The sequence below is a fragment of the Candidatus Sodalis pierantonius str. SOPE genome, from assembly GCF_000517405.1.
Taxonomy (GTDB): Bacteria; Pseudomonadota; Gammaproteobacteria; order Enterobacterales; family Enterobacteriaceae; genus Sodalis_C; species Sodalis_C pierantonii.
Map to the genome: position 1 here is coordinate 4,240,206 of NZ_CP006568.1, position 25,086 is coordinate 4,265,291.

17 protein-coding genes and 10 pseudogenes are annotated in these 25,086 nt (G+C 57.4%); 22 read left to right on the top strand and 5 right to left on the bottom strand.

Annotated features, from left to right (window positions below; translation table 11 throughout):
- Positions 1–170: 170 nt before the first annotated feature.
- Positions 171–779 (bottom strand): HD domain-containing protein, encoded by a 609-nt coding sequence (locus SOPEG_RS21005; RefSeq protein ID WP_025246812.1) that lies wholly within the window; start codon positions 777–779, stop codon positions 171–173.
- A gap of 207 nt (positions 780–986) precedes the next feature.
- Here SOPEG_RS21005 and trhA point away from each other — a divergent pair, with 207 nt between their 5' ends.
- Positions 987–1,637 (top strand): PAQR family membrane homeostasis protein TrhA, encoded by a 651-nt coding sequence (gene trhA, locus SOPEG_RS21010; protein ID WP_025246813.1) that lies wholly within the window; start codon positions 987–989, stop codon positions 1,635–1,637.
- Between the two features lie 110 nt (positions 1,638–1,747).
- On the opposite strand, the gene ygfZ is transcribed toward trhA, so the two are convergent.
- The gene (ygfZ, locus tag SOPEG_RS21015; RefSeq protein WP_025246814.1) at positions 1,748–2,734 is read right to left on the bottom strand and encodes a tRNA-modifying protein YgfZ; all 987 of its coding nucleotides are present in this window, start codon (positions 2,732–2,734) and stop codon (positions 1,748–1,750) included.
- 212 nt (positions 2,735–2,946) lie between these two features.
- Between ygfZ and sdhE the strand changes: the two genes are divergently transcribed.
- Complete coding sequence (gene sdhE, locus SOPEG_RS21020; protein ID WP_025246815.1) at positions 2,947–3,213, top strand: FAD assembly factor SdhE; 267 nt, start codon at positions 2,947–2,949, stop codon at positions 3,211–3,213.
- A 34-nt stretch (positions 3,214–3,247) separates the two neighbouring features.
- Positions 3,248–3,601, top strand: a pseudogene (locus SOPEG_RS21025) (protein YgfX).
- A gap of 39 nt (positions 3,602–3,640) precedes the next feature.
- On the opposite strand, the gene fldB reads toward SOPEG_RS21025, so the two are convergent.
- Positions 3,641–4,159, bottom strand: a complete 519-nt coding sequence (gene fldB / locus SOPEG_RS21030; RefSeq protein WP_025246816.1) for a flavodoxin FldB — start codon at positions 4,157–4,159, stop codon at positions 3,641–3,643.
- Positions 4,160–4,260: 101 nt separating this feature from the next.
- On the opposite strand from fldB, the gene xerD reads away from it, so the two are divergent.
- The 19 genes and pseudogenes from xerD to SOPEG_RS25620 all read left to right on the top strand — a co-directional run.
- Complete coding sequence (gene xerD / locus SOPEG_RS21035) at positions 4,261–5,160, top strand: site-specific tyrosine recombinase XerD (RefSeq protein ID WP_025246817.1); 900 nt, start codon at positions 4,261–4,263, stop codon at positions 5,158–5,160.
- 75 nt (positions 5,161–5,235) lie between these two features.
- The gene (gene dsbC, locus SOPEG_RS21040) at positions 5,236–5,952 is read left to right on the top strand and encodes a bifunctional protein-disulfide isomerase/oxidoreductase DsbC (protein ID WP_025246818.1); all 717 of its coding nucleotides are present in this window, start codon (positions 5,236–5,238) and stop codon (positions 5,950–5,952) included.
- Positions 5,953–5,965: 13 nt separating this feature from the next.
- Positions 5,966–7,696 carry a single-stranded-DNA-specific exonuclease RecJ gene (gene recJ, locus SOPEG_RS21045; protein ID WP_417903425.1) on the top strand — a complete coding sequence of 577 codons (1,731 nt, stop codon included), beginning with the start codon at positions 5,966–5,968 and terminating at the stop codon, positions 7,694–7,696.
- A gap of 112 nt (positions 7,697–7,808) precedes the next feature.
- A protein-coding gene (gene prfB / locus SOPEG_RS21050) for a peptide chain release factor 2 (protein ID WP_148297155.1) occupies positions 7,809–8,907 on the top strand; the annotation gives its coding sequence in 2 pieces (ribosomal slippage) (positions 7,809–7,883 and positions 7,885–8,907; 1,098 coding nt in all).
- A gap of 9 nt (positions 8,908–8,916) precedes the next feature.
- Positions 8,917–10,437, top strand: coding sequence for a lysine--tRNA ligase (lysS, locus tag SOPEG_RS21055; RefSeq protein WP_025246821.1), 1,521 nt, complete (start codon positions 8,917–8,919; stop codon positions 10,435–10,437).
- A 658-nt stretch (positions 10,438–11,095) separates the two neighbouring features.
- Positions 11,096–12,549, top strand: a pseudogene (locus SOPEG_RS21060) (M20 family metallopeptidase).
- 36 nt (positions 12,550–12,585) lie between these two features.
- Complete coding sequence (locus tag SOPEG_RS21065; RefSeq protein WP_025246822.1) at positions 12,586–13,302, top strand: ABC transporter permease; 717 nt, start codon at positions 12,586–12,588, stop codon at positions 13,300–13,302.
- Positions 13,302–14,024 (top strand): annotated as a pseudogene (locus SOPEG_RS21070) (ABC transporter permease). Before SOPEG_RS21065 ends, SOPEG_RS21070 begins: the two are co-directional and overlap by 1 nt.
- Positions 13,996–14,955, top strand: coding sequence for a transporter substrate-binding domain-containing protein (locus SOPEG_RS21075; RefSeq protein ID WP_236851582.1), 960 nt, complete (start codon positions 13,996–13,998; stop codon positions 14,953–14,955). The pseudogene SOPEG_RS21070 and the gene SOPEG_RS21075 overlap by 29 nt, the downstream one beginning before the upstream one ends.
- Positions 14,956–15,066: 111 nt before the next feature.
- Positions 15,067–15,990: an IS5-like element ISSoEn1 family transposase gene (locus SOPEG_RS21080; RefSeq protein ID WP_025246824.1), complete on the top strand. Its 924-nt coding sequence runs from the start codon at positions 15,067–15,069 to the stop codon at positions 15,988–15,990.
- A gap of 55 nt (positions 15,991–16,045) precedes the next feature.
- Positions 16,046–16,222, top strand: a pseudogene (locus tag SOPEG_RS25615) (deoxyribose-phosphate aldolase); the annotation flags it as partial.
- 77 nt (positions 16,223–16,299) lie between these two features.
- Positions 16,300–17,238, top strand: a complete 939-nt coding sequence (locus SOPEG_RS21085; RefSeq protein ID WP_025246825.1) for a ribokinase — start codon at positions 16,300–16,302, stop codon at positions 17,236–17,238.
- Complete coding sequence (gene rbsD / locus SOPEG_RS21090) at positions 17,235–17,735, top strand: D-ribose pyranase (RefSeq protein WP_025246826.1); 501 nt, start codon at positions 17,235–17,237, stop codon at positions 17,733–17,735. The genes SOPEG_RS21085 and rbsD overlap by 4 nt, the downstream gene beginning before the upstream one ends.
- Before the next feature lie 12 nt (positions 17,736–17,747).
- Positions 17,748–18,635, top strand: a pseudogene (locus SOPEG_RS21095) (alcohol dehydrogenase catalytic domain-containing protein).
- Entirely contained in the window at positions 18,632–19,804 is a 1,173-nt protein-coding gene (locus tag SOPEG_RS21100; protein ID WP_200867844.1) for a mandelate racemase/muconate lactonizing enzyme family protein, read from the top strand. Before SOPEG_RS21095 ends, SOPEG_RS21100 begins: the two are co-directional and overlap by 4 nt.
- Before the next feature lie 47 nt (positions 19,805–19,851).
- Positions 19,852–20,751: an aldo/keto reductase gene (locus SOPEG_RS21105; protein WP_071882273.1), complete on the top strand. Its 900-nt coding sequence runs from the start codon at positions 19,852–19,854 to the stop codon at positions 20,749–20,751.
- 210 nt (positions 20,752–20,961) lie between these two features.
- Positions 20,962–22,071: pseudogene (locus tag SOPEG_RS30120) on the top strand (MFS transporter).
- A 60-nt stretch (positions 22,072–22,131) separates the two neighbouring features.
- Positions 22,132–22,959 (top strand): annotated as a pseudogene (locus SOPEG_RS21115) (IS5 family transposase); the annotation flags it as partial.
- Positions 22,949–23,376: pseudogene (locus SOPEG_RS25620) on the top strand (transposase); the annotation flags it as partial. The pseudogenes SOPEG_RS21115 and SOPEG_RS25620, both read left to right, overlap by 11 nt.
- A gap of 33 nt (positions 23,377–23,409) precedes the next feature.
- Here SOPEG_RS25620 and SOPEG_RS21120 read toward each other — a convergent pair.
- A pseudogene (locus tag SOPEG_RS21120) lies at positions 23,410–24,291 on the bottom strand (IS5 family transposase); the annotation flags it as partial.
- A 47-nt stretch (positions 24,292–24,338) separates the two neighbouring features.
- Positions 24,339–25,028, bottom strand: a pseudogene (locus SOPEG_RS21125) (IS5 family transposase); the annotation flags it as partial.
- Positions 25,029–25,086: the final 58 nt, after the last annotated feature.

The window sequence follows — 25,086 nt, forward strand, 5'->3', positions numbered from 1 at the left end:
CGGCTAGGCGCCGACGGGCGCCGCGCGCAAGCCTGCCGGCATAAAGCGATTTAACATTACGCCTGTGGCCGCACGTCCAGGCCCGCCGGAAACCCACCGTTAAGCGGCGCCCTCCGGTCGGTATGCCGCCGATAAACATTGTCCCGGCGAGGATGTCGTCAGTCGCTGCGTTATTTTAGCCAGCCTTGCTGCTGCGCCTGCTGCAGGTGCCGGCTGAGATGCGTCCACAGCGCCGGATAGACATCGGCGATAAACGCGTTGCATGTCAGCACCTGTTCGAGGGTAATGCCGTTCTCGATCCAGCTCTGCCCCTGGTTGTGCAGGTTCATCAGCACCGGCATTAGCCTATCGATCATCAGGGCGAAACGGGCGCTAGGGGTTTCGCCCGCCTCATACTCCAGCCACAATTCATGAAACTGGCGACGCTGCGGCGTCGGCAGCAGCCCGAACAGCCGCTGTGCCGCCTTTGCTTCCATCGCGTGAACCGCCTCGCGCCCCGCGAGATCGTAAACCAGCACGTCGCCGGCGTCGATTTCGGCGATGTCGTGAACCAGCGCCATCTGCGTCACGCGAGTGATATCGACGCCGTCGTCGGCATAGGGGGCCAGGGCCATCACCGCGACCGCAAAGTGCCAACTGTGCTCCGCGGTGTTCTCCTGTCGTTGGGTACCAAGTACTTTGGTGCGGCATTGTATGCTTTTAAGCTTATCAATTTCGATTAAGAAAGCGACAACTTCGGTCAGTCCGTCGAAAGCCAGCGCGGGTGGTGTTGCAGCCATCAGATTCCCCGGCATAATCCATTTGAGCGGCCTAGTGTAGGCCAAATCACCCGTGAATTCGACCGGAATAGCCGCGCCCTGGACGGCGCGCCTTTACAATTCCTCACGGTTTATTTCAGCGTACACATGTACACCGAATAGACTGTCGATTACCCTATACACTGCGCGCGCGGACGAACGCATCATCAAGCGGAGGTAAGATAATCCATGAGAAACAAACCATTAGCCAAAATCTACTCCTTGGCGGAAGAGATAGCCAATAGCGTCAGTCACGGCGTGGGGGTGATCTTTGGTATTGTAGGTCTGGTTCTCATGCTTAATCAGGCCGGCGAAGCCGGAGCCACCGCGCTCGCGGTGACCAGCTACAGCCTTTACGGCGGCAGTATGATCCTGCTGTATCTGGCTTCGACGCTTTACCACGCCATCCCCCATCCACCGGCAAAATGCTGGCTGAAGAAGGTCGACCACAGCGCGATTTACCTGTTGATCGCCGGCACCTATACGCCGTTTTTATTGATAGGCCTGGCCTGGCCGCTGGCCAAATGGCTGATGGTGGTCATCTGGGTGATGGCGGCGGTGGGCGTCCTGTTCAAACTGGTGTTTGCGCATCGCTTTCGCGCTATCTCCATCATCACGTATTTAACCATGGGCTGGTTATCGCTGGTGGTCATTTATCAACTGGTGCAACGTTTACCCGCGGGTGGGGTGGCGCTACTGGCGGCGGGAGGCGTGGTTTACTCGCTGGGCGTGGTGTTTTACGTATGGGATCGGATACCGTTTAACCATGCGATATGGCATGGCTTTGTGTTGGGAGGAACCGTTTGTCACTTTCTGGCAATCTATTTGTTTGTTGCCTGACCCGCCGCGTTTTCCGGCCGGCAGCCCCTTGCCGGCCATGTCTGTTCACCCGCCGCGCAAGTTACCGGAGCCGCTTTCCCGGGTCGGGCGCCTCAGCGGCGCGCGGCAGGTCACTCGCCGATAACGTACGGCAGCGGACGCACGGCCAACGCGCCGGCGTCGTCGTCGCGTACTCGTAGCTGGCTGTCAGGCGCCAGATCGTTATTCAGCACCGCTTGTATCCAGACGCTGCTATCTTCCAGCTGGCAGGCCGCCAGCACCGTACCGGTTCGCCGCCAATTGTCGCCCAGTTTGAGTTCCAAATCGTCGCCGGCGGCGGGAAGATGGCCGGCTTTGCCCGCCAGCCAGTACAGGGCGCGTTTATTGGCGCCGCGATATTTGGCGCGCGCCACCATTTCCTGACCGGCATAGCAGCCTTTATTAAAGCTAATGCCGTCCAACGCCTGGACGTTGGCCGCCTGAGGGATGAACTGTGCGCCGTTGGCGCTGTCGATAACCGGATAGCCTGCCTCGATATCCAGCGCCAGCCATTGCCGACTGTCGTTTAGCTGGGCCTGGCCCTCCAGCTTGTGTTGCAGCGCGTCGCGCACCGCCGGCGTGGTGATAAGCAGAAAGCGCGGCGCCGGCAAATTGAAAAAGAGCAGCGTTGTGTCCTGGTGATGCGCCACCGGACGCGCCGCATCGGGGACGCTAGCGAAAAGTCCGCCGAGCGCCGCCTGCGCTTGAAAACCCGCTACGCCGAGTAATACCGCCTCGTCATCGGCGGCGATGGTGGTTTTGGAGAAAACGGCATACTTTTTTAATTCCGCGAGCTGGCTATTGCGCACGCTGCGCCGTTCGATTAAGGCCATGCCCTCCTGGTGATGAAAGACGCACAGGTGGCTGAACATTTTGCCCTTGGCATCGCAATGGGCGGCAAAGCTGAAGCGATCGGCCTCCAACGAGGCCACATCGCAGGTCAACTGGCCCTGTAAATATTTAACGTTGTCCGGCCCATTAAGGGTGATCAACGCCCAATCCTCCAGTGAAATGAGCGTCAGCGGCAGATGGCTGGAGGGCGACGGCAAACGCGGAGGGAAAGGAACTTCAGATGACATGGAACGGTCCTATCAGTAGTCTGACAATAGCCTAATGGTAAAAGACCGCCTGGGGTTTGCAAGCGGATCTTGCCTTAGGTTTTTGGTGATACGTGCCCGGTGCGGAATAAAGCGCGCAGAACATGTCGAAATGTGTCGTTTTATCTCATGTGGCAGGACAAAACGGGGTAAACTAGCCGCAGTACGTAGGGTGTATGAGGGTAAAGTAAAACATGGATATCACCAATAAAGCGAGGATCCATTGGGCCTGCCGACGCGGCATGCGCGAGCTGGATATCGCCATTATGCCGTTCTTTGAACAGGATTTTGACGCCCTGGATGACCAGGACAAGCGGCGCTTTGTCCGGCTGCTGGAGTGTGACGATCCCGATCTGTTTAACTGGTTGATGAATCACGGCCAGCCTGACGATCGCGAATTGCAGCAAATTATCTCAATGATACAAACGCGAAACAAAGCCCGTGGCCCTTTGGCGATGTGATATTCGGGTCTCTTGGCGCACTTAGCTTTGCTCGCTGGCGTTTTACGGGATCCTGATAATGCTGATTCTGCTTTCTCCCTGGCCGGAGAATTACGGGCTGGTGTAGTTGACGCTGGTGCTGGTAGTGGTGTTTGAGTGCATCCGCAGCCAGCGCAATATCATGTCCTGCCGTGGCGAGCTGGTGCTGATGAGCGACAGCAGTATTCAATGGCATCGCGAGGAGTGGACCTTTACCCGCAAAGCCTGGATGCTCAAGGGCGGCGTATTGCTCAGCCTGCGTAAAGCCGGCGGCACGCGGCGCCGGCGTCTGTGGCTGGCGGCGGACAGCATGGACGGCCGGGAATTTCGTCACCTGCGCCAGCTGCTGGCGCGACAGACCGGGTCTTAGCGTGGAGGCGGGGGCGGCGAACCCTCCGCTGTCGCGGGGTTACAGCAGCGCCGCCATTTCTGTCAGGATCTGCTCACACCACTGTTGCAGCCGCTGCTCGCTCAAATCGTATTGATTCACTTCATCCAGCGCCAGGCCGACAAAATGGTTGCCGTCGGGGGTGACGGCTTTCTGGCTGGTAAACTCGTAGCCGTCGGTGGGCCAGTAGCCGATGAAGCTGGCGCCCAGCGGTTGCAGAACATCGTGAAGGTAGCCCAGCGCATCCAAAAACCATTCGCCGTAACCCAATTGATCCCCCATACCGTAGAGCGCGATAATTTTACCGCGCAGGTCGAGGGTTGAGAGCTGCGGCCAGAGGGCCTCCCAGTCTTCCTGAATCTCGCCGAAGTCCCAGGTGGGGATGCCAAGAATCAGGATAGTATAGTCCGCCATGCGCTGCACCGGGACATCTTTTAGGTTATGCAGATCTACCAGCTCCGCTCCGAGAATATCGCGGATTTTCTCGGCGGCCATCTCAGTATAGCAGGTGCTGGAGCCATAAAATAAACCGACTTTCATCTCTCATGTTACTCTTGCAAACAACCTAATAGCGTCAAGTGTACCAGATTTGACGGTATGTCAGGCATAATGTCGTCTGCCGCCCCATACAGGAGTCAGATATGGAACAACCGGATGTCGTCATTATTGAGCAGTTTCTTGATGCCCTATGGCTGGAACGCAATTTGGCGGAAAACACGCTGGCCTCCTATCGTCTTGACCTGCAGGCGCTCGCGGCCTGGCTACGGCGTCAGCAGCGCGACTGTCTAAGCGCGAGCGCGGTGAATTTGCAGGCCTTTCTTGCCGATCGCCTCGATCATGGCTATAAGGCCACCAGCTCCGCCAGGCTACTTAGCGCCACGCGCCGGTTTTTTCAGTATCTGTACCGGGAAAAGCTGCGCACCGACGATCCCAGCGCCGGTATTTCGGCGCCCAAATTGCCGCAACGATTGCCTAAGGATCTCAGCGAGGCGCAGGCCGGCGATTTACTGGCGGCGCCGACCATTGCCGATCCCGTCGAGCTACGCGATAAGGTCATGCTGGAGGTGCTCTATGCCACCGGTTTGCGGGTGTCCGAGCTGGTGGGGCTGACTCTGTCGGACGTGAGTCTGCGACAGGGCGTGGTGCGGGTGATTGGTAAAGGGGATAAGGAGCGGCTGGTGCCATTGGGGGAAGAGGCGGTATACTGGATTGAGTATTATCTGGAACATGGCCGTCCGGCGCTGACCCATGGTCAAAGTCTGGACATTTTGTTCCCCAGCAACCGCAGCCGCAAAATGACCCGCCAGACATTCTGGCATCGCATCAAACATTATGCCATCCTGGCGGGCATTGACAGCGAGCGGCTCTCCCCCCATGTTTTGCGGCACGCCTTTGCGACCCATTTACTGAACCACGGGGCGGATTTGCGCGTGGTGCAGTTGCTGCTGGGACATAGCGATCTTTCGACGACGCAGATCTACACCCATGTCGCCACCGAGCGGCTGAAGATTATCCATCTGCAGCATCATCCCCGCGCCTGAGCGGTGGAATTGAAACGAATTTCAGGCGTATGAATGCGCCGGCCCCGACCCGGGTGTTTAGATAAGGATTAAACTGTGAAGAAAAGCCTGGTACTGTTTTCTTTTATGGCGCTGGCCCTGGTGCCCCTGGCCCACGCTGACGATGCGGCCATTAAGCATTCGCTCTCGCGCCTCGGTATTTACAGCGCCGATATTCAGCCGTCGCCGGTTGCCGGACTGAAAACCGTATTGACCGAAAGCGGCGTGTTGTATGTTTCCGATGACGGTCGCCACGTCATCCAGGGTCCGCTGTATGACGTCGGTAGCGATCACCCCGTCAATGTCACGAATCAGCTCCTCGGCAAGCGATTGAATGCCCTGCAAAAAGAGATGATCATCTTCAAAGCGCCGCAGGAAAAACATGTGGTAACCGTGTTCACCGACATCACCTGCGGCTATTGCCACAAGCTGCACGAACAGATCAAAGACTATAATGCGCTGGGGATAACCATCCGCTATTTGGCGTTTCCGCGCCAGGGCCTGAATTCCCAGACGGAACGGGATATGGCGTCGGTATGGTGCAGCGTTAATCCCAAAGACGCCTTCACCCAGGCGATGAACGGCGGCAACGTTCAACCCGCCACCTGCGATATCGATATCAGTAAACATTATACGCTTGGCGTCCAGTACGGTATTCAGGGCACGCCGGCGCTGCTGCTCGATAACGGTACCCTGATCCCCGGTTATCAAAGTCCGAAAGAGCTGGCCGCCATCTTGGATCAGCAAGGAACTGGCCAGGCATCAGGCGGTTAATACGGCAGTGAACATGACAACAGAACTACGCCGGCGTCCGCTGGGCGATATCGTTTTGCTGGCGGAGGCGGATATCCCGCCGCTGCTGAAACGCTTGTACGTGCAACGCGGCGTTTGCGCGGTCGATGAGCTGGAACGGGGCGCGCGTGGGTTGCTGGCCTATCATCCACTGACCGGTATCGAGCAGGCGGTGGATTTGCTGGTCGGCGCCCTGGCGGATCAGCGCAGATTAATGGTGGTCGGCGATTTCGACGCCGACGGCGCGACCAGCACCGCGCTTACGGTGCTGGCGCTGCGGCAAATGGGCGCACAAACGATAGAATTTCTGGTGCCGAATCGCTTTGAGGATGGCTACGGCCTCAGCCCCGAGGTGGTGGAGCAGGCGGCGGCGCGCGGCGCGCAGGTTATCCTGACGGTGGACAATGGCATCTCTTCCCATGCCGGCGTCGATCTGGCGCATGAGAAAGGCATCCCGGTGCTCATTACCGATCATCATCTCCCAGGTGATACCCTGCCGGCCGCCGATGCCATCGTTAATCCCAATTTACGCGGCTGCGCCTTCGCCTCGAAATCTCTGGCGGGCGTTGGCGTGGCGTTTTATCTGATGCTGGCGCTGCGCGCGCGCCTTAACGACAGCGGCTGGTTTACGCAGCAGGGCATTGCGGCCCCCAAACTGGCCGAGCTGCTGGATTTGGTCGCGCTAGGCACCGTGGCGGACGTAGTGCCGCTGGACGCCAATAACCGTATTCTGGTGCATCAGGGGTTAAGCCGCATCCGCGCCGGCCGCTGCCGTCCCGGCATCCGTGCGCTGGCGGAGGTGGCTAACCGCGACCTCGTTCGGCTGTGCGCCAGCGATCTGGGCTTTGCGCTGAGTCCGCGGCTGAACGCCGCCGGCCGGCTGGACGATATGTCGGTCGGGGTTGCGCTGCTGTTGACGGACGATCTGTCGCAGGCGCGTATGCTGGCGGCGGAGCTGGATGCCCTCAATCAAACCCGGCGTGAAATCGAACAGAGTATGGAAGCCGAAGCGTTGGCGCTGTGCCAGGCGATGGCGCGCGACGAGCAGTCGATGCCCTTTGGTCTGGCTATCTATCATGCGCAGTGGCATCAGGGCGTGGTCGGCATCTTGGCGTCGCGGATAAAAGAGCGTTTTCACCGGCCGGTTATCGCCTTTGCGCCCGCTGGGGATGGCGTACTGAAAGGCTCCGGGCGATCGGTGGCCGGCTTGCATATGCGCGATCTGCTCGAACGGCTGGACACATTACACCCCGGTTTAATGCTGAAATTTGGCGGCCATGCTATGGCGGCCGGTTTAACGCTGGAGCAGACGCAATTTGACCGATTCCGCCAGCGTTTCGCTGAACTGGTCGATGAGTGGCTCGATCCCGCGATGCTCGAAGGCGTGATTTGGTCGGACGGCGAGCTGGCCGGCCCGGAGCTGTCGCTGACCACCGCCGAGCTGCTGCGCGACGGCGGCCCCTGGGGACAGGCGTTTCCCGATCCGCTGTTTGACGGGCGGTTTCGCGTGCTAAATCAGCGGCTGGTGGGGGAAAAACATCTGAAGCTGCTGCTGGAACCGCTGGCCGGCGGCCCGATGCTGGATGGCATCGCTTTCAATATTGACCCGCGCCTGTGGCCGGACAATAGCGTGCATACCGTCGAATTGGCCTACAAGCTGGAGGTTAACGAGTTTCGCGGCAATCGCAGCCTACAGCTATTAATACAGCATATTTGGCCGCTGTAATGAACCGCCGCCGTCGCCAATACGATGGCGACGGCTACTACCGCCCGGGGCGCTGATCCGTTACAATAGCGGGTTAACACGCATTCCTTTTCGTCAATGAGCACATTAATCCATGTTTGAAATAAATCCGGTAAAAAACCGTATTCAGGACCTGTCGGAAAGGATAGCCGTTCTGAGGGGGTATCTTTGACTACGATCTCAAGAAAGAACGCCTCGAAGAAGTAAACGCCGAGCTCGAACAGCCGGACGTCTGGAATGAGCCCGAACGCGCGCAGGTGCTGGGTAAAGAGCGCTCGTCGCTTGAGGCTATCGTTGAAACTATCGACAAGCTTACCCAGGGTATGGAGGACGTCTCCGGCCTGTTGGAGCTGGCGGTGGAAGAGGACGACGAAGAGACCTTCCTCGAAACCCAAAGCGAACTGGATGGTCTGGAGGCCAAACTGGGCCAGCTGGAATTCCGTCGCATGTTTTCCGGCGAGTACGACAGCGCCGATTGCTATGTGGATATCCAGGCCGGTTCCGGCGGCACCGAAGCGCAGGATTGGGCCAGCATGTTGCTCAGAATGTATTTGCGCTGGGCGGAATCGCGCGGTTTCAAAACCGAAATTATCGAAGAGTCGGAAGGGGAAGTGGCCGGTATCAAATCGGTGACCGTCAAGGTCATCGGTGACTACGCCTATGGCTGGCTTCGTACCGAAACCGGCGTGCACCGCCTGGTGCGCAAGAGCCCGTTCGACTCCGGCGGCCGGCGGCACACCTCATTCAGCTCCGCTTTTGTTTATCCGGAAGTGGACGATGATATCGATATCGAGATTAACCCGGCGGATCTGCGGATCGATGTTTACCGCGCTTCCGGCGCCGGCGGCCAGCACGTTAACCGGACCGAATCCGCGGTGCGTATTACCCACTTGCCGACCAATATCGTCACCCAGTGCCAGAACGACCGCTCGCAGCATAAAAATAAAGATCAGGCGATGAAACAGCTGAAAGCCAAGCTGTATGAATTCGAGCTGCAGAAAAAGAACGCCGAAAAGCAGGCGCTGGAAGATACCAAGTCCGATATCGGCTGGGGCAGCCAGATCCGCTCCTATGTGCTGGACGATTCCCGCATTAAGGATCTGCGTACCGGCGTGGAAACCCGTAATACCCAGTCGGTGCTGGATGGCGATCTGGACAAATTTATCGAAGCCAGTCTTAAAGCAGGGCTATGAGGAACCCATATGTCTGAATCACACTCACAGGACGGTGCCCCTCAGGCGCTGGATCTCAATAACGAGCTGCGTTTGCGGCGAGAAAAGCTTACCCAATTGCGCCAGCAGGGCATCGCTTTTCCCAACGATTTCCGCCGGGACGCGGTTTCCGACCAGCTGCACGCCCGCTATGGCGAGAAAAGTAACGAAGAGCTGGAAGCGTTAAATATCGAAGTCAGCATCGCCGGGCGCATGATGACCCGCCGCATCATGGGCAAAGCCTCCTTTGCCACCCTGCAGGACGTGGGGGGGAAACTCCAGCTGTACGTCGCCCGCGACGATCTCCCCGAAGGCCAGTACAACGAGCAGTTCAAAAAATGGGACCTCGGAGACATTCTCGGCGCGCGCGGCAAATTATTTAAAACCCGCACCGGCGAGCTGTCTATTCACTGTAGCGAAATTCGCCTGCTGACCAAGGCGATGCGTCCGCTGCCGGATAAGTTTCACGGTCTGGCCGATCAGGAAACCCGCTATCGCCAGCGTTATCTCGACTTGATCGCCAATGACGAATCGCGCCAAACCTTCAAGGTTCGTTCGCGCATCATGGCGGAAATTCGCCGATTTATGATGGACCACGACTTCATGGAAGTGGAAACGCCGATGATGCAGACCATCCCCGGCGGCGCGGCGGCTCGTCCGTTTATTACCCACCATAATGCGCTGGATATCGACATGTATCTGCGCATCGCGCCTGAGCTTTATCTCAAGCGGCTGGTGGTGGGCGGTTTTGAGCGGGTATTTGAAATCAACCGCAACTTCCGCAACGAAGGACTGTCGCCCCGCCATAATCCTGAGTTTACCATGATGGAACTCTATATGGCCTACGCGGATTACCGCGACCTGATTGTGCTGGTGGAGGATTTGTTCCGCACCCTGACCCAGCGGGTATTGGGCAGCAGCGTGGTGCATTATGGCGACCAGACCTTTGATTTCGGCAAGCCGTTTACCCAGATGACCATGAAAGAGGCCATTTGCCATTATCGCCCGGAAACCCAGCCAGAAGCGCTGGACGATATGGCCTCCGCGATCGCCATTGCCGAGTCGTTGGGCATTAAGGTAGACAAAGGCTGGGGCCTGGGTCGGGTGCAGACCGAAATTTTTGAAGAGACGGCGGAAAGCCATCTGATCCAGCCGACGTTCATTACCGCCTACCCGGCGGAAGTTTCGTCGCTGGCGCGCAGCAATGATGAAAATCCGTTCTTCACCGATCGTTTTGAATTCTTTATCGGCGGGCGTGAAATTGGCAACGGCTTTTCGGAGCTTAACGATGCCGAAGATCAGGCAGCGCGCTTTGCCGAGCAGGTCCAGGCTAAAGACACCGGCGATGATGAAGCCATGTTCTATGATGAAGACTATGTCACCGCCTTGGAACACGGCCTACCGCCGACCGCGGGCCTGGGAATCGGTATCGATCGCCTGATGATGCTGCTGACCAATAGTCACACCATTCGCGATGTGATCCTGTTCCCGGCGCTGCGTCCGCAAAAATAGTCCCGGAAACGGCGGGCTAATATGCGCCCGCCGTCCTGGCGCGTCCCTTGCACCATTGCGGGACATCACGCCGCATGATGGTGCTTGCAACGCGCCAGGGCCGATGGGTGCCGGTTAGGGCTTGCGATTGCGCGCGCTAACATGCTGTCGCTAACGCCCGTCCGATGGCGTTCGCTTTAGCCGTCAACGCCACCCGCGGCAATGCCCCTTGGTGCGAGGGTCGTCAGCGCCGTCCGCGGCGATGTCCTTTGGCAGCTAGGGTCGTCAACGCCGCAGAGGGTGATACTATTTACCGCGACCGACGGCCGTTCAAGGGCGTTCTCACCGCGGTGATAACTACCAGAGCGGCAGGTCACTCGTCTGCGCCACCGCCGTGCCCCCCTCTTGTTTTCGCCTCCCGTTTAACTTTACGTCTCCTTTGTCACGACGAATGCTGGTGATCTCATGGAGCGCACCTTTATGGTGATAATTATTATTGTTTTGCACTATTTTGGTTCATGCTAATGACGGTTTTCCGTTACTCGCTGCGCGAGATCCCCTGACTGCGCGCTTGCCGCAGCCGGTATGTTTGGCCTGCATCTTGCTAGTTGTTACAACAATTTCCCTTCATTTGTTTCAGAGGTCACCAGGTAATGAGTATGGACGCCAGCACCCCGGTATCTACCCCATCAACCGCACAGCCGGACAGCCGGACAGCCGCACGCTGGAAGAAATCTGGTCGCTCATCGAAGCCAGCCGCGCGCAATTTTGCGCGCTAAGCGACAACATTTGGGCTACACCTGAGCTGAATTACGCCGAGGTGCAATCGTCGGCGCAAATCGCGGCAATGCTGGAACAGCAGGGGTTCCGTATCGAACGCGGTATGGCGGGTATCCCTACCGCCATGGTCGGGGAAGCCGGTGAGGGCGGCCCGGTCATTGCAATATTGGGTGAGTATGATGCGCTACCGGGGCTCAGCCAGCAGGCGGATGTGGCGGAACCCCGGCCGGTGACAGCGGGCGGCAATGGTCACGGCTGCGGCCATAATTTACTGGGCAGTGCGGCGTTACAGGCCGCCAGCGCGGTCAAAGATTTTTTTGCCGCCCGTAATCTACCGGGTCGGGTGCGATTCTACGGCTGTCCGGCGGAAGAGGGCGGCTCCGCCAAAGGATTTATGGTGCGCGCGGGGGTGTCCGATGATGTGGATATCGCCATCAGCTGGCACCCCAACGCTTTCAGCGGGGTAATAGAAGCGAATTCCCTGGCCTGTAATGAAATTAACTACCACTTCAGCGGTCGGGCCGCCCATGCCTCCGCCAGCCCGCACCTGGGCCGCAGCGCGCTGGATGCGGTCGAACTGATGAACGTCGGCGTCAATTACATGCGCGAGCATATGCCCAGCTCGGTGCGTATCCATTATGTGGTTACCGATACCGGCGGTCATTCGCCCAATGTCGTGCAGGTGCGGGCAACGGTACGCTATTTGATCCGCGCGCGCGAACTGTCGGCGTTGCAGCAATTGGTCAAGCGGGTCGACGACATTGCCGCCGGCGCGGCGCTGATGAGCGAAACTACCGTTACCAGCCAGGTGCTGAGCGGCGATGCGAATCTTATCGGCAATAGTCTGCTGGAAGAGCGCATGCAGGCGCATCTGGAATTGTTGGGACCGCCGCCTTTCTCTGAAGCGGACCGCGATTATGCCGCGCGTTTCCAGCAGACCCTCAGTCAGGACGATCTGAAAAGCGCCTATGACCGCTATGGCCTGCCGGTGGATTATCACCGACCGCTGTGCGATTTCGTATTGCCGCTGCGCCGTCCCTATAGCGACATGGTTGGCTCCACTGATGTGGGCAGTGTGAACTGGGTGGTGCGACCGTGCAGGTTTACGGCGCCACTTATGCCATCGGCACGCCGGGCCACTCGTGGCAATTGGTCGCGCAGGGCAAAGCCGCCTTCGCCCACAAAGGCATGGCCCACGCCGCCAAGATCATGGCCAGTACCGCCGTGGATTTGCTCGCGCATCCCGAACTGATTGAGCAGGCGAAGGCGGAACATCGCGCCAGGCTTAATGGCGTTGAGTTTATTAACCCGATTCCCGAGGGCGTGGCGCCGCCGTTCCCCGACAATGACTGATGCGCCTCACCCGCTGCGGGCTTAATGGACAATGACATGCAAACGATCAATTTTTGGCAATTGGTGAGCTTCGGCGAACACGGCTGGGGCGCCATGCTGCTGTCGGGCATGGCGGTAACCATTGCGCTCTCGGTATGCGGCTTCGTGCTCAGCGCGGTCATCGGCGCGCTGGTGGCCTGGGCCAAAATCGCTGGAAACGCGCCGCTGCGTATTGCTGGCGACATCTATACCACGGTACTGCGCGGTATTCCCGACCTGCTGGTGATTTATCTGTTTTACTTTGGCAGCAGCAGCCTGCTTAGCGCCCTCGGTGGGCTTTTCCACGCGGATGGTTTCATCGCCTTTCCCGGCTTTCTGGCCGGTATGCTGGCGGTCGGCATCACCGCCGGCGCCCAGCAAACCGAAGTTTTCCGCGGCGCCTACCGGGCCATCTCCCCCGGCGAACTGGAGGCGGCGGTGGCCTGCGGCATGGTGCGCGCGACCCGGCTGCGACGCATTATCGCGCCGCTTACGCTGCGCTTCGCGTTACCGGCTATGGGCAACGTTTGGCAATTGGTATTAAAAGAGTCGGCGCTTATCTCGGTGACCGGCGTCGCGGAACTGCTGACCCAGGCGCAAACCGGTTCCGGATCCACCGGCCGGCCGTTTGATTTTTATATCGCCGCTGCGCTATTGTATTCGCTTATCTCCGCACTGTCCGGCTGGTCCCTGCGTAAGGCGGAACATCACTACTCACGGGGTGCGACACGCTGATGGATTTTGAATTTTTACGCGACACGCTGATGCAGCTCTTGCCCGGCGTCCCGTTGACGCTTGAACTGGCGATCGGCTCGGTGGCGCTAGGATTTTTCCTTGCCCTACTGTTGGCGCTGATGCGTCTGAGCGGCGTGTGGATCCTGGACACCATCGCCCGCCCTTACGTCTTCGCCTTTCGCGGCTCGCCGTTGCTGGTGCAGATGTTTCTCATATATTATGGCCTGGGGCAGTTCCCCGCCGTGCGCGAAAGCGTGCTCTGGCCCATCCTGCGTGAGCCCTACTGGTGCGCGCTGCTCTCGCTAACCCTGTGCACCGCCGCTTACGCCAGCGAAATTATCCGCGGCGGCCTGCTGTCGGTGCCGGGGGGGGGGGGGACACATTGAAGCCGCCTATGCCTGCGGTATGACCCGGCAAAAGGTGTTCCGCCGCATTATGTTGCCGGTGGCGATGCGCCAGGCGCTGCCCGCCTACGGTAACGAAATGATTTCCATGGTTAAATCCACCTCATTGGCCTCAATCATTACCCTGATGGAGATAACCGGCATCATCGCTGAAACCTACCGCGCGCTCGAAGTGTTTTTGGTGGCGGGGGGCCGCTGTATTTGGCGATTAATCTGGTGCTGACTCGTTTGCTGCAATGGTTGGAATACCGGCTGACGCCGCATTTACGGCCGCAACAGAACCTGTCTTATGTTAAAAATACGCGGCATGCTTCCTGATGTCGGCAAGACATTATTTAACACCGCTCCGGCGATATTTCCGTTGGCATTTTTCACCAGAGGTAGGCTTAGAATGAAATTATCCACGATGGTTTGCGCGCTGTGTATGACGGCGACGCTGTTGGGCAGCGTTAGCGCTCAGGCCGCGGAAGGGAAAAAATGGACCACGGTGCGCATTGGCACCGAAGGGGCATTCCGACCGTTCAATTTTACCAAACCGGATGGCACGCTTGATGGTTTTGAAATTGATTTGTATAAGGTGCTCTGCAAATCGATGCAGGTGGCATGTGAGATTGTCGTCCAGCCCTTTACTGGCATGATCCCGGCGCTGCAGGCCGGCAAATTCGACGCGATTATGTCCGGGATGTCGGCGACCGATAAGCGTCGGCAGGTGATTGATTTTTCGGTGCCCTACAGCAATTCGGGCCAGACCTTCGCCACCCTGAAAGACAGTCCGTTGGCTAAATTACCGGATACCGGCATGCGTTTTTCGCTGACCAAGGATGAAGCCGGAGCGGTGAAGGAGCTGGAGAAGATTAAACCCGCTTTGCAGGATAAGGTCATCGGTGTTCAGACCGCCTCGATTGCCGCCACTTTTCTGAATAAATATCTGCAGGGCGTGGTGAAGGTGCGGGAATATAAAACCACCGAAGAGCACGATCTGGACCTGGCCGCGGGCCGTGTGGATCTGGTTATCGCTTCGGTAACCTATTTGAATGGCGCGCGGGAAAAACTCGGCAACGCCAATATGGTCCTGGCAGGGCCGCAATTTATTGGCGGCCTGCTGGGCAGCGGTTCGGCTATCGGTCTGCGTAAATCCGATCCCGAACTGAAGAAAATGTTTGACGATGCCATCATGAAGGTCAAGCAGGATGGTACTCTGAAGACGCTGGGTATGAAGTGGTTCGGCCAGGATATTACGCCGCAATAAACGCGCGGTAGCGTGGGGCGCAATCTGCTCTGATTGGGCTTTGTTGAATAAATCGAACTTTTAGGTGACTGGCGGCTCTGATCACTACATTCGTTTCAACATCAGGTCCCCATGGCAAAGCAAAAGTTTAAAATTACCAACTGGCCCGCATATAACAATGCGCTCAGGCAGCGGGGGGACCTGACAGTATGGCTTGATGAGCCAGCCATTGCTGCATGGACTGAGAGTACACCACCTGAACATCGTGGCCGACCGCTTCACTACACCGATATGGCCATTACCACGGTTCTGATGATAAAGCGCGTGTTTAACCTTTCGCTCCGGGCGTTACAGGGTTTCGTTGACTCGATTTTTAAACTGATGGGGCTGTCGCTGCGCTGCCCAGATTACTCTCTGGTCAGCCGGCGAGCAAAAACCGTCGACATCAGCATAAAAACGCCAACCCGCGGCGAAATCTCACATCTGGTCATCGATGGCACCGGCCTGAAAGTCTTCGGCGAAGGCGAATGGAAAGTCAGGCAGCATGGGGCTGAGAGGCGCAGAGTATGGCGCAAGCTTCATCTGGCAGTAGATAGCGTGACACATGAAATTATCTGTGCCGATTTATCGCTAAGCGGTACGACAGATGCGCAGGCGCTGCCCGGGCTGATTAACCAAACCCACCGGAAAATCAGGGAAGCGTCGGCTGACAGTGCTTACGATACGCGTTACTGTCATGATGCTCTGCTGAGGAAAAAAATAAAGCCGCTTATCCCACCGCGAAGTGGTGCGCAATATTGGCCAGCTCGATACCATGAGCGTAACCATGCGGTGGCAAATCAGCATCTGAGCGGCAATAACGATACCTGGAAAAAGAAAGTAGGTTATCACCGGCGTTCACTGGCTGAAACGGCCATGTTCCGGTTTAAAACACTTCTGGGTGGTCATCTGAGTCTGCATGACTATGACGCGCAGGTAGGTGAGGCAATGGCAATGGTTAAAGCACTTAACCGGATCACACTGTTAGGAATGCCAAACAGCGTCCGCATCATGTAACAATCGCCCTGATAGGAAGGAAGTCGTCACAAATTTCGGATTTATTCAACAAAGCGCCGCGACGGTAGAAGATGTACGACTTCTCAAAGCGAATATTCAAGCGCCTTATCGGGTAAAAGTTTCCGGTAAAGTCAATACGCTGGCTAAGATGAAAGAAATGTTTGTCGCCGGCGCCGAACTGCTGGGAACCAGTTCCGGACCGGAGCTGGTCGGCGATATTAACGCTTACTGACCGGCGTGCGCCGTCGGCACGCACCGGCGGCGCTGCGCAAGCCATGACAACGAGCACTACAGTTAACGGAGCAGGTGATGAGTGTATTTATTCTCGGTAGCTACGCGAAAGCGCTAGTGATGACCACCGACCGTATTCCCCTCGCCGGAGAAACGCTGATTGGCGAGGATTTCCGTCAGACCTGGGGCGGAAAAGGGTCCGACATGGCCGTGCAGGCGGCCCGTCTGGGGGCCGAGGTCGCCTACAGCGGTGTAGTGGGCGACGATGCGTTTGGGCAGAAATTCATTACCCTGATGCTGCAGGAGGGCGTCGATATCACGGCGCTGACCGTAACCACCGCGCTGCCGACCGGCGCGGGGCTTATCATCAAAGATCGCCAAGCGCGGAATGTCATTGTCGTAGATATGGGCGCCAACCGGTTATTTACCCCGGCCCTGGTTGACCAGACGCTGACGCACATCAAAGGCAGCCGGGTGGTTTTGGCACAATTGGAAATTCCGCTGGAAACGGCGCTATACGGCCTGCGTCAGGCCAAGAAACTCGGCAAAACCACCGTGCTTAATCCGGCGCCCGCCCGCGACTTGCGCGGTATTGATCTTAGCGTCATTGACTATTTGACGCCCAATGAAACGGAAGCCCGCGTCGCGCTGGGCCTCGCCCCCGACGATGGGCGCAGCAACCGGGAAATCGCCGATATGTTACTCGCTACCGGCTGCTGCTATGTCGTCATGACGCTCGGGGAGGCCGGCTCCGCCGTGTTCAGCCGCGATCGGATGTGTACGGTTCCACCCTGTCCGGTGGCTGTCGTCGACAGCAACGGAGCGGGAGACAGTTTCAACGCGGCGCTGGCTGTTGCCCTGGATGAAGGCCAGCCTATCGCAAACGCCGTACTGTTTGCCAACGCCACGGCGGCCCTTTGCTGCACCGACTGGGAAACCGTACCCTCCTATTGCGACCGCAGTGAGGTCGACGCTTTTATGCAAACCCTGTCCGCCGCGGAGGTAATGCTCTCATGAGACCCGATAGAATCTTGCATCCAGAACTCGCTGGCGCGCTGGCAACTCTGGGCCATACCGACATTGTGCTGGTCACTGACGCCGGTTTCCCTATCCCGCCGCAGGCAAAGCGTATTGATTTGGGTTTTTGGCTCGGCACCATCGATGTGCTGTCGATCCTGCGCGTACTGCGCCAGGAGATTTTCGTCGAAGAGGTTCGCTTTGCGAGCGAGGTACGCGACTGCCATCCGCAGCTTTATCAGACGCTACAGGAATTGTACACCGGTTCAGGCGCCGAGTTCCGCACCGCCAGCCACGAAACGCTTTGCCGCGACATCGCTTATGAGGCCAAAGTTATCATCCATTCCGGATCTTTCAATCCTTGGGCCAACGTCGCTCTGGTTGCCAGCACCGATCCCTTTGCCTGGTTCACCGACGTTTCCGGCGTACCCCCCCTGCCGGCCTACATCGCAAGACGCCAGCGCATTCACGATAACGTTGTACCGATACTCAACTGACAAGGAAATACAATGAAAGCAGCCGTAGTAAGTCAACGTCATGTCGGCAAAGTCGAGATCAAAAACATCGCCCTGCGGCCGCTAAAAGCCGGCTAAGCCTTAGTCGATGTGGAGTACTGCAGCGTTTGCCATACCGATCTGCACGTCGTGAAGGGCGACTTTGGCCCGGCGCCCGGCCGTGTGCTGGGCCATGAAGGCATCGGTATCGTGCGCGCCGTCGCCAATGATGTAACCTGCCTGCGTATTGGCGATCGCGTCAGCATCGCCTGGTTTTATGCCGGTTGCGGCGTCTGCGAATACTGCGTCAGCGGCCGGGAAACCTTCTGCCGTGAAGTCAAAAACGCCGGTTACAGCGTCGACGGCACCATGGCGGAACAATGTATCATCAAAGCCGATTACGCGGTGAAAGTGCCTGATGGTTTGGATCCGGTCATCGCCAGCAGCATTACCTGCGCCGGCGTGACCACCTACAAGGCCATTAAGGTTTCTGGCGTGCGTCCCGGGCAGTGGATAGCCATTTGGGGCGCGGGAGGACTCAGCAATCAGGCGGTGCAATTCGCGCGCGCGGCTTTCCATCAGGCCGTCAACAGCGTGCGGGCGGGCGGCAAAGTCGTGTGTCTGGCGGTACCGGCCGGCAGTCTGGAATTGAGTATTGTGAAAACGGTTCTCGACGGTATCGAGATCGCCGGCAGTCTGGTAGGTACCCGGCAGGATCTGGCGGAAGCCTTCGAGCATGCGCGGGCGGGCCGGGTGCGTTCCGTGGTGCGAACCCGTCGTCTGGATGAAATCAATACCATTTTCGACGAAATGGAAAACAGTACGATTCAGGGCCGGATGGTCATCGATTTACGCGCGGGACAGACCGTGACGGCATTGACGGCAGAGGAGCTGACATCATGAAAATCACGGGCTGGCGCACGCTGAATACGGTTCACCGCTGGCAGCGTCCCATTGGCGACGTCAATGGCACCCTCGACGCCGGCGTGACCGACGTGCCGGTGCTTATTTTGGAAACCGATCAGGGCGTGAGCGGGATTGGTCTTGGCGGTCACGCCGAATTCCCTCAGCTTTACCCGGCCCTTGACGGTCAGGATCCGCGCGCGGTTACGGCGCTTTACGATCGGATGCTGTCCTGGGTATTCAAAAGCGGCCATGCCGGCAGCGTGTTTGGCGCTATCGGCGCGGCAGACATGGCGCTTTGGGATTTGAAAGCCAAGCTGGCGGGCGAACCGCTGTGGCGTTTGCTGGGCGCGCGACGGCCTTTTGTCACCGGTTATGCTTCCGGCCTGGATTACCCTCTCTCCCTGGACGCGCTTGTCGCCCTACATGAGCGTTTTGCTGAACGTGGCTTTTGCGCCTTTAAACTGAAAGGGGGCTGGGATGTTGAGCAGGATATCGAACGCCTGCGCGCCGTCCGCGAAGTCTATCTGCCTAACGCCGCCTCGCCGGCCATGATGATCTATGTCAACGAATCGATGAACGCGAAACAGGCCATTCGCTATGTTCGCCGCCTGGAAGACACGTTGGACATCAGTTGGATAGAAGAGCCCGTGCGGCGCTGGGACGCGGCGGGCCATGCGCTGGTGCGCCAGCAAACGCGCTGCGCCGTCGCCATCGGCGAGAATTTGACCGGTATAGAGCAGTACCAGCCACTTCTTCGCGGGCAAGGCGTTGATGTTCTGCAAGCGGGAATGTGCTGGGGCATCACCCATTTCTTGCGCGTCGCCAACCTGGCGCACGCCTTCAGCTTACCGGTAAGCCCCGTTGGCTATAATGCCAATCCAGTCGCGCACGCGGCGGCCGCTATCCCGAATCATCTGAGCTGCGAAGTCCAGGATCTTGCTTTTCCGGAAGGGTTCCACGTCGATCAGCGGATCGAAAACGGCGGCATCTTGCTGGGCGATACCCCCGGACTGGGCATTACGCTCGATAAGGCGCTGGAACAACAAGCCGGCGGCAAGCTGGACCACGCCGCAGGGGCCGCATGTGCGACCCGAACGGGCGGGTCTTGGCCTGTCGCTGCGCAAGGCGCGCAAACCTTGATGCTCAACCACAGGATAACAACATGAAAATGGTAACGTTGGGAGGCACGGGAATTTAGGTTCCCCTGCTGGCGATGGGCGCCGCGTCACTTGGCAGCATCTATCACCCGGTTTCGCAACGCCAGGCCGATGAAACGGTCGCGGCGGCGCTGGCTCACGGCGTCAATTATTTCGATGTTGCCCCCTATTATGGTTTAATCAAAGCGGAAACCGCACTGGGTATCGCACTACAAGGCGTAGTGCGACGCGACTATACGCTCGCCACCAAAGTGGGACGCTACGGCTACAGCCTATGGGACTTTTCCCGTGCGGCGACCCTGCAAAGCGTTGAGCAAAGCTTGGCGCGCCTGAAGGTCGACTATATCGACGTGATCCAATGCCACGATGTCGAATACGGCAATCAACATCAATTGCGGGAGGAAGCGTTACCCACGCTGCGCGAATTACGCGCCAGCGGCGTGGTGCGCCACATCGGTATCACCGGCTACCGGCTGGATCTGCTGGAGCGGCTGGCCGTTGACCAAAATGTCGATACTGTTATGGCCGATTGTACTTGGACGCTGCAAGATCGCCGGCTGGGCGCTGTCGCCCGCCGCCTACAACAGGCGGGCATCGGCGTATTGAACGCCTCACCGCTGTCGATGGGGCTGTTAACGCGAACGGGGGCGCCTGACTGGCGCCCGGCGCATCTGGATGTACAACATGTCTGTCACGCGGTATCCGCTCTTTGCGATCGACAAGGGATCAATCTCGCCCAGGTCGCGTTGCAGTTCGCCCTGACGACGGCGGCGGAGCAGGGCATTGCCACCACCGTCATCGGCACCGCCAGCGCTGAAAATATGCTGGAAAACATACACTGGAGTGAACAACCGATGGATGCAGCGTTATTACGGGAAATCGAAGCCATCATGGCGCCAGTGCTGAATATCGGCTGGGACGTGCTCCCCGGCAACGGCGGCAAGACGCAAAAATGAACTAGCCCGGCGATCTTCGTTCCCCGCGTAAAGAACGGACAGCGCCCTTATGACGCACTCGCGACGCCCAGGGCGCCTGGGGCAGTTGGGTCTGCCCTCTGCCCCCAGCGTTTGCAGCGCTAGCGCCAGGAACAAGAGCTCTTCATAACGAAGCGGGATGTCGTTTATTTCAACCTACCCTACTGCATTACAATAATAGAGGAAATAAGCATGTCTGATAACAGTAATACCCTATACCCGGCAAACCCGACGGGAGATGACAGCGCGAGCCACGTCGATCATGTCCTGACCGTCACCGGCGGCAAAAAAAGCCTGTTGCTGGCGTCGTTGTTTACCAATTTCTTTGTCTTATTGGCGCTCTATTGCGGTGTCATTTCCGTTTTATTGCCCAACCACATCGCGCAAATCGACCCGGCGAATAAAGCCAACAACCTGGCGATCGTCATGACCTCCGCGCTGCTGTTCACCATTTTCGCGCAGCCGATTGCCGGCGCGCTTTCCGACCGTTGCCGTTCTACCTGGGGCCGCCGTTCGCCGTGGATCGTCGGCGGAGCGTTGATCGGCGGTCTGGCCATATTCGGTATTTCCATGATGACGACCGTAGCAGGGATTGCCGTATTCTGGTTGATGGCGGCGGTGTCGCTCAACTGTATGAATGGTCCGTTAGCCACGGTGGTGGCCGATCGTTTTCTACCTGAAAACCGCGGTATCGCTTCAGGTTTTGTGGGGGCTGGCTCCACGGCCGGCGGCACCGTCGGCATTATCGTCGCCGGCTATCTCGCCTAGAACTTACAGCTCGGTTACCTGGTCTTCGGACTGGCTATCGCCGCCTGCTGCCTGGCTTTCGTACTGTTAAATCGCGAACCCTCCACCCGGTCGCTGGCGATGGAGCCGTTTAAATGGGGCCGTTTTTTCAAAAACTTTTGGGTAAGCCCGCGCCAGTATCCCGATTTTGGCTGGGCCTTCTTCGGACGTTCCGCCATGTTCCTAGGCTACCAAGGCGTGGTGACCTACCAATTGTATATTTTGCAGGACTATATCGGCTTGAGCGTTGCGCAATCCAATCATGCCATCGGGACCATCTCTGTTATCACTCTCGCCACGCTGCTGTTCTTCGGTCTGGTTTCAGGCTATTTATCGGACAAACTTCAGCGACGGAAAATATTTGTCTTTACCTCCAGCGTATTAATGGCCATCGGACTGATAATCCCGCTCTTTATGCCTACGCTTACGGGAATGTATCTGTATGCGGCGGTTCTGGGCCTCGGTTATGGCGCCTTCACATCCATTGATATGGCGTTAATGGGCTTTGTTGAATAAATCGAACTTTTAGGTGACTGGCGGCTCTGATCACTACATTCGTTTCAACATCAGGTCCCCATGGCAAAGCAAAAGTTTAAAATCACCCACTGGCCCGCATACAACAATGCGCTCAGGCAGCGGGGGGACCTGACAGTATGGCTTGATGAGTCAGCCATTGCTGCATGGACTGAGAGTACGCCACCTGAACATCGTGGCCGGCCGCTTCACTACACCGATATGGCCATTGCCACGGTTCTGATGATAAAGCGCGTGTTTAACCTTTTGCTCCGGGCGTTACAGGGTTTCGTTGACGCGATTTTTAAACTGATGGGGCTGTCGCTGCGCTGCCCAGATTACTCTCTGGTCAGCCGGCGAGCAAAAACCGTCGACATCAGCATAAAAACGCCAACCCGCGGCGAAATCTCACACCTGGTCATCGATGGCACCGGCCTGAAAATCTTCGGCGAAGGCGAATGGAAAGTCAGGTAGCATGGGGCTGAGAGGTGCAGAGTATGGCGCAAGCTTCATCTGGCAGTAGATAGCGCGACACATGAAATTATCTGTGCCGATTTATCGCTAAGCGGTACGACAGATGCGCAGGCGCTGCCCGGGCTGATTAACCAAACGCACCGGAAAATCAGGGAAGCGTCGGCTGACAGTGCTTACGATACGCGTTACTGTCATGATGCTCTGCTGAGGAAAAAAATAAAGCCGCTTATCCCACCGCGAAGTGGTGCGCAATATTGGCCAGCTCGATACCATGAGCGTAACCATGCGGTGGCAAATCAGCATCTGAGCGGCAATAACGATACCTGGAAAAAGAAAGTAGGTTATCACCGGCGTTCACTGGCTGAAACGGCCATGTTCCGGTTTAAAACACTTCTGGGTGGTCATCCTGCGGTTCGTCTCCTGGAAGGACTACAAGGCCGTCACCCGCGACCTGAAAGCTATCTATCAGGCCCCTACGGAAGAAGCCGGCTTGCAGGCGCTGGAAGCGTTCTCCAGTGCCTGGGACATCCGCTACCCGCAAATAAGTCGAAGCTGGCAGGCAAACTGGGCCAATCTGGCCACGTTCTTTGCCTACCCAACGGACATCCGCAAGGTGATCTACACGACCAACGCCATCGAGTCGTTAAACAGCGTGATCCGGCATGCCATCAAAAAGCGCAAGGTGTTCCCGACCGACGACGCAGTGAAAAAGGTGGTGTGGCTGGGGCGATACAGGCGGCCTCACAGAAATGGACAATGCCTTTGAGGGACTGGCGCATGGCAATGAGCCGCTTTATTATCGAGTTCGGTGACCGCCTGGACGGTCACTTCTGAGAAAAGGCATTTACACAGAATCGTGTACAGGGTCCGGTTAAGTGCTTTAACCATTGCCATTGCCTCACCTACCTGCGCGTCATAGTCATGCAGACTCAGATGACCACCCAGAAGTGTTTTAAACCGGAACATGGCCGTTTCAGCCAGTGAACGCCGGTGATAACCTACTTTCTTTTTCCAGGTATCGTTATTGCCGCTCAGATGCTGATTTGCCACCGCATGGTTACGCTCATAGTATCGAGCTGGCCAATATTGCGCACCACTTCGCGGTGGGATAAGCGGCTTTATTTTTTTCCTCAGCAGAGCATCATGACAGTAACGCGTATCGTAAGCACTGTCAGCCGACGCTTCCCTGATTTTCCGGTGGGTTTGGTTAATCAGCCCGGGCAGCGCCTGCGCATCTGTCGTACCGCTTAGCGATAAATCGGCACAGATAATTTCATGTGTCACGCTATCTACTGCCAGATGAAGCTTGCGCCATACTCTGCGCCTCTCAGCCCCATGCTGCCTGACTTTCCATTCGCCTTCGCCGAAGACTTTCAGGCCGGTGCCATCGATGACCAGGTGTGAGATTTCGCCGCGGGTTGGCGTTTTTATGCTGATGTCGACGGTTTTTGCTCGCCGGCTGACCAGAGAGTAATCTGGGCAGCGCAGTGACAGCCCCATCAGTTTAAAAATTGAGTCAACGAAACCCTGTAACGCCCGGAGCGAAAGGTTAAACACGCGCTTTATCATCAGAACCGTGGTAATGGCCATATCAGTGTAGTGAAGCGGCCGGCCACGATGTTCAGGTGGTGTACTCTCAGTCCATGCAGCAATGGCTGACTCATCAAGCCATACTGTCAGGTCCCCCCGCTGCCTGAGCGCATTGTTGTATGCGGGCCAGTTGGTAATTTTAAACTTTTGCTTTGCCATGGGGACCTGATGTTGAAACGAATGTAGTGATCAGAGCCGCCAGTCACCTAAAAGTTCGATTTATTCAACAAAGCCATGCGGACGCTGTTTGGCATTCCTAACAGCGTGATCCGGTTAAGCGCTTTGACCATTGCCATAGCCTCACCTACCTGCGCGTCATAGTCATGCAGACTCAGATGACCACCCAGAAGTGTTTTAAACCGGAGCATGGCCGTTTCAGCCAGTGAACGCCGGTGATAACCTACTTTCTTTTTCCAGGTATCGTTATTGCCGCTCAGATGCTGATTTGCCACCGCATGGTTACGCTCATGGTATCGAGCTGGCCAATATTGCGCACCACTTCGCGGTGGGATAAGCGGCTTTATTTTTTTCCTCAGCAGAGCATCATGACAGTAACGCGTATCGTAAGCACTGTCAGCCGACGCTTCCCTGATTTTCCGGTGCGTTTGGTTAATCAGCCCGGGCAGCGCCTGCGCATCTGTCGTACCGCTTAGCGATAAATCGGCACAGATAATTTCATGTGTCGCGCTATCTACTGCCAGATGAAGCTTGCGCCATACTCTGCACCTCTCAGCCCCATGCTACCTGACTTTCCATTCGCCTTCGCCGAAGATTTTCAGGCCGGTGCCATCGATGACCAGGTGTGAGATTTCGCCGCGGGTTGGCGTTTTTATGCTGATGTCGACGGTTTTTGCTCGCCGGCTGACCAGAGAGTAATCTGGGCAGCGCAGCGACAGCTGCTGGTTCCGGTCACATCCGATCACTGATTCCGATTTCACCCGATCACTGATTCCG

Coding starts and splice junctions, on each gene's coding strand:
- SOPEG_RS21005 (WP_025246812.1), bottom strand. CDS start 779: ATGGCTGCAACACCACCCGCGCTGGCTTTCGACGGACTGACCGAAGTT.
- trhA (WP_025246813.1), top strand. CDS start 987: ATGAGAAACAAACCATTAGCCAAAATCTACTCCTTGGCGGAAGAGATA.
- ygfZ (WP_025246814.1), bottom strand. CDS start 2,734: ATGTCATCTGAAGTTCCTTTCCCTCCGCGTTTGCCGTCGCCCTCCAGC.
- sdhE (WP_025246815.1), top strand. CDS start 2,947: ATGGATATCACCAATAAAGCGAGGATCCATTGGGCCTGCCGACGCGGC.
- fldB (WP_025246816.1), bottom strand. CDS start 4,159: ATGAAAGTCGGTTTATTTTATGGCTCCAGCACCTGCTATACTGAGATG.
- xerD (WP_025246817.1), top strand. CDS start 4,261: ATGGAACAACCGGATGTCGTCATTATTGAGCAGTTTCTTGATGCCCTA.
- recJ (WP_417903425.1), top strand. CDS start 5,966: ATGACAACAGAACTACGCCGGCGTCCGCTGGGCGATATCGTTTTGCTG.
- lysS (WP_025246821.1), top strand. CDS start 8,917: ATGTCTGAATCACACTCACAGGACGGTGCCCCTCAGGCGCTGGATCTC.
- SOPEG_RS21065 (WP_025246822.1), top strand. CDS start 12,586: ATGCAAACGATCAATTTTTGGCAATTGGTGAGCTTCGGCGAACACGGC.
- SOPEG_RS21075 (WP_236851582.1), top strand. CDS start 13,996: ATGTTAAAAATACGCGGCATGCTTCCTGATGTCGGCAAGACATTATTT.
- SOPEG_RS21080 (WP_025246824.1), top strand. CDS start 15,067: ATGGCAAAGCAAAAGTTTAAAATTACCAACTGGCCCGCATATAACAAT.
- SOPEG_RS21085 (WP_025246825.1), top strand. CDS start 16,300: ATGAGTGTATTTATTCTCGGTAGCTACGCGAAAGCGCTAGTGATGACC.
- rbsD (WP_025246826.1), top strand. CDS start 17,235: ATGAGACCCGATAGAATCTTGCATCCAGAACTCGCTGGCGCGCTGGCA.
- SOPEG_RS21100 (WP_200867844.1), top strand. CDS start 18,632: ATGAAAATCACGGGCTGGCGCACGCTGAATACGGTTCACCGCTGGCAG.
- SOPEG_RS21105 (WP_071882273.1), top strand. CDS start 19,852: ATGGGCGCCGCGTCACTTGGCAGCATCTATCACCCGGTTTCGCAACGC.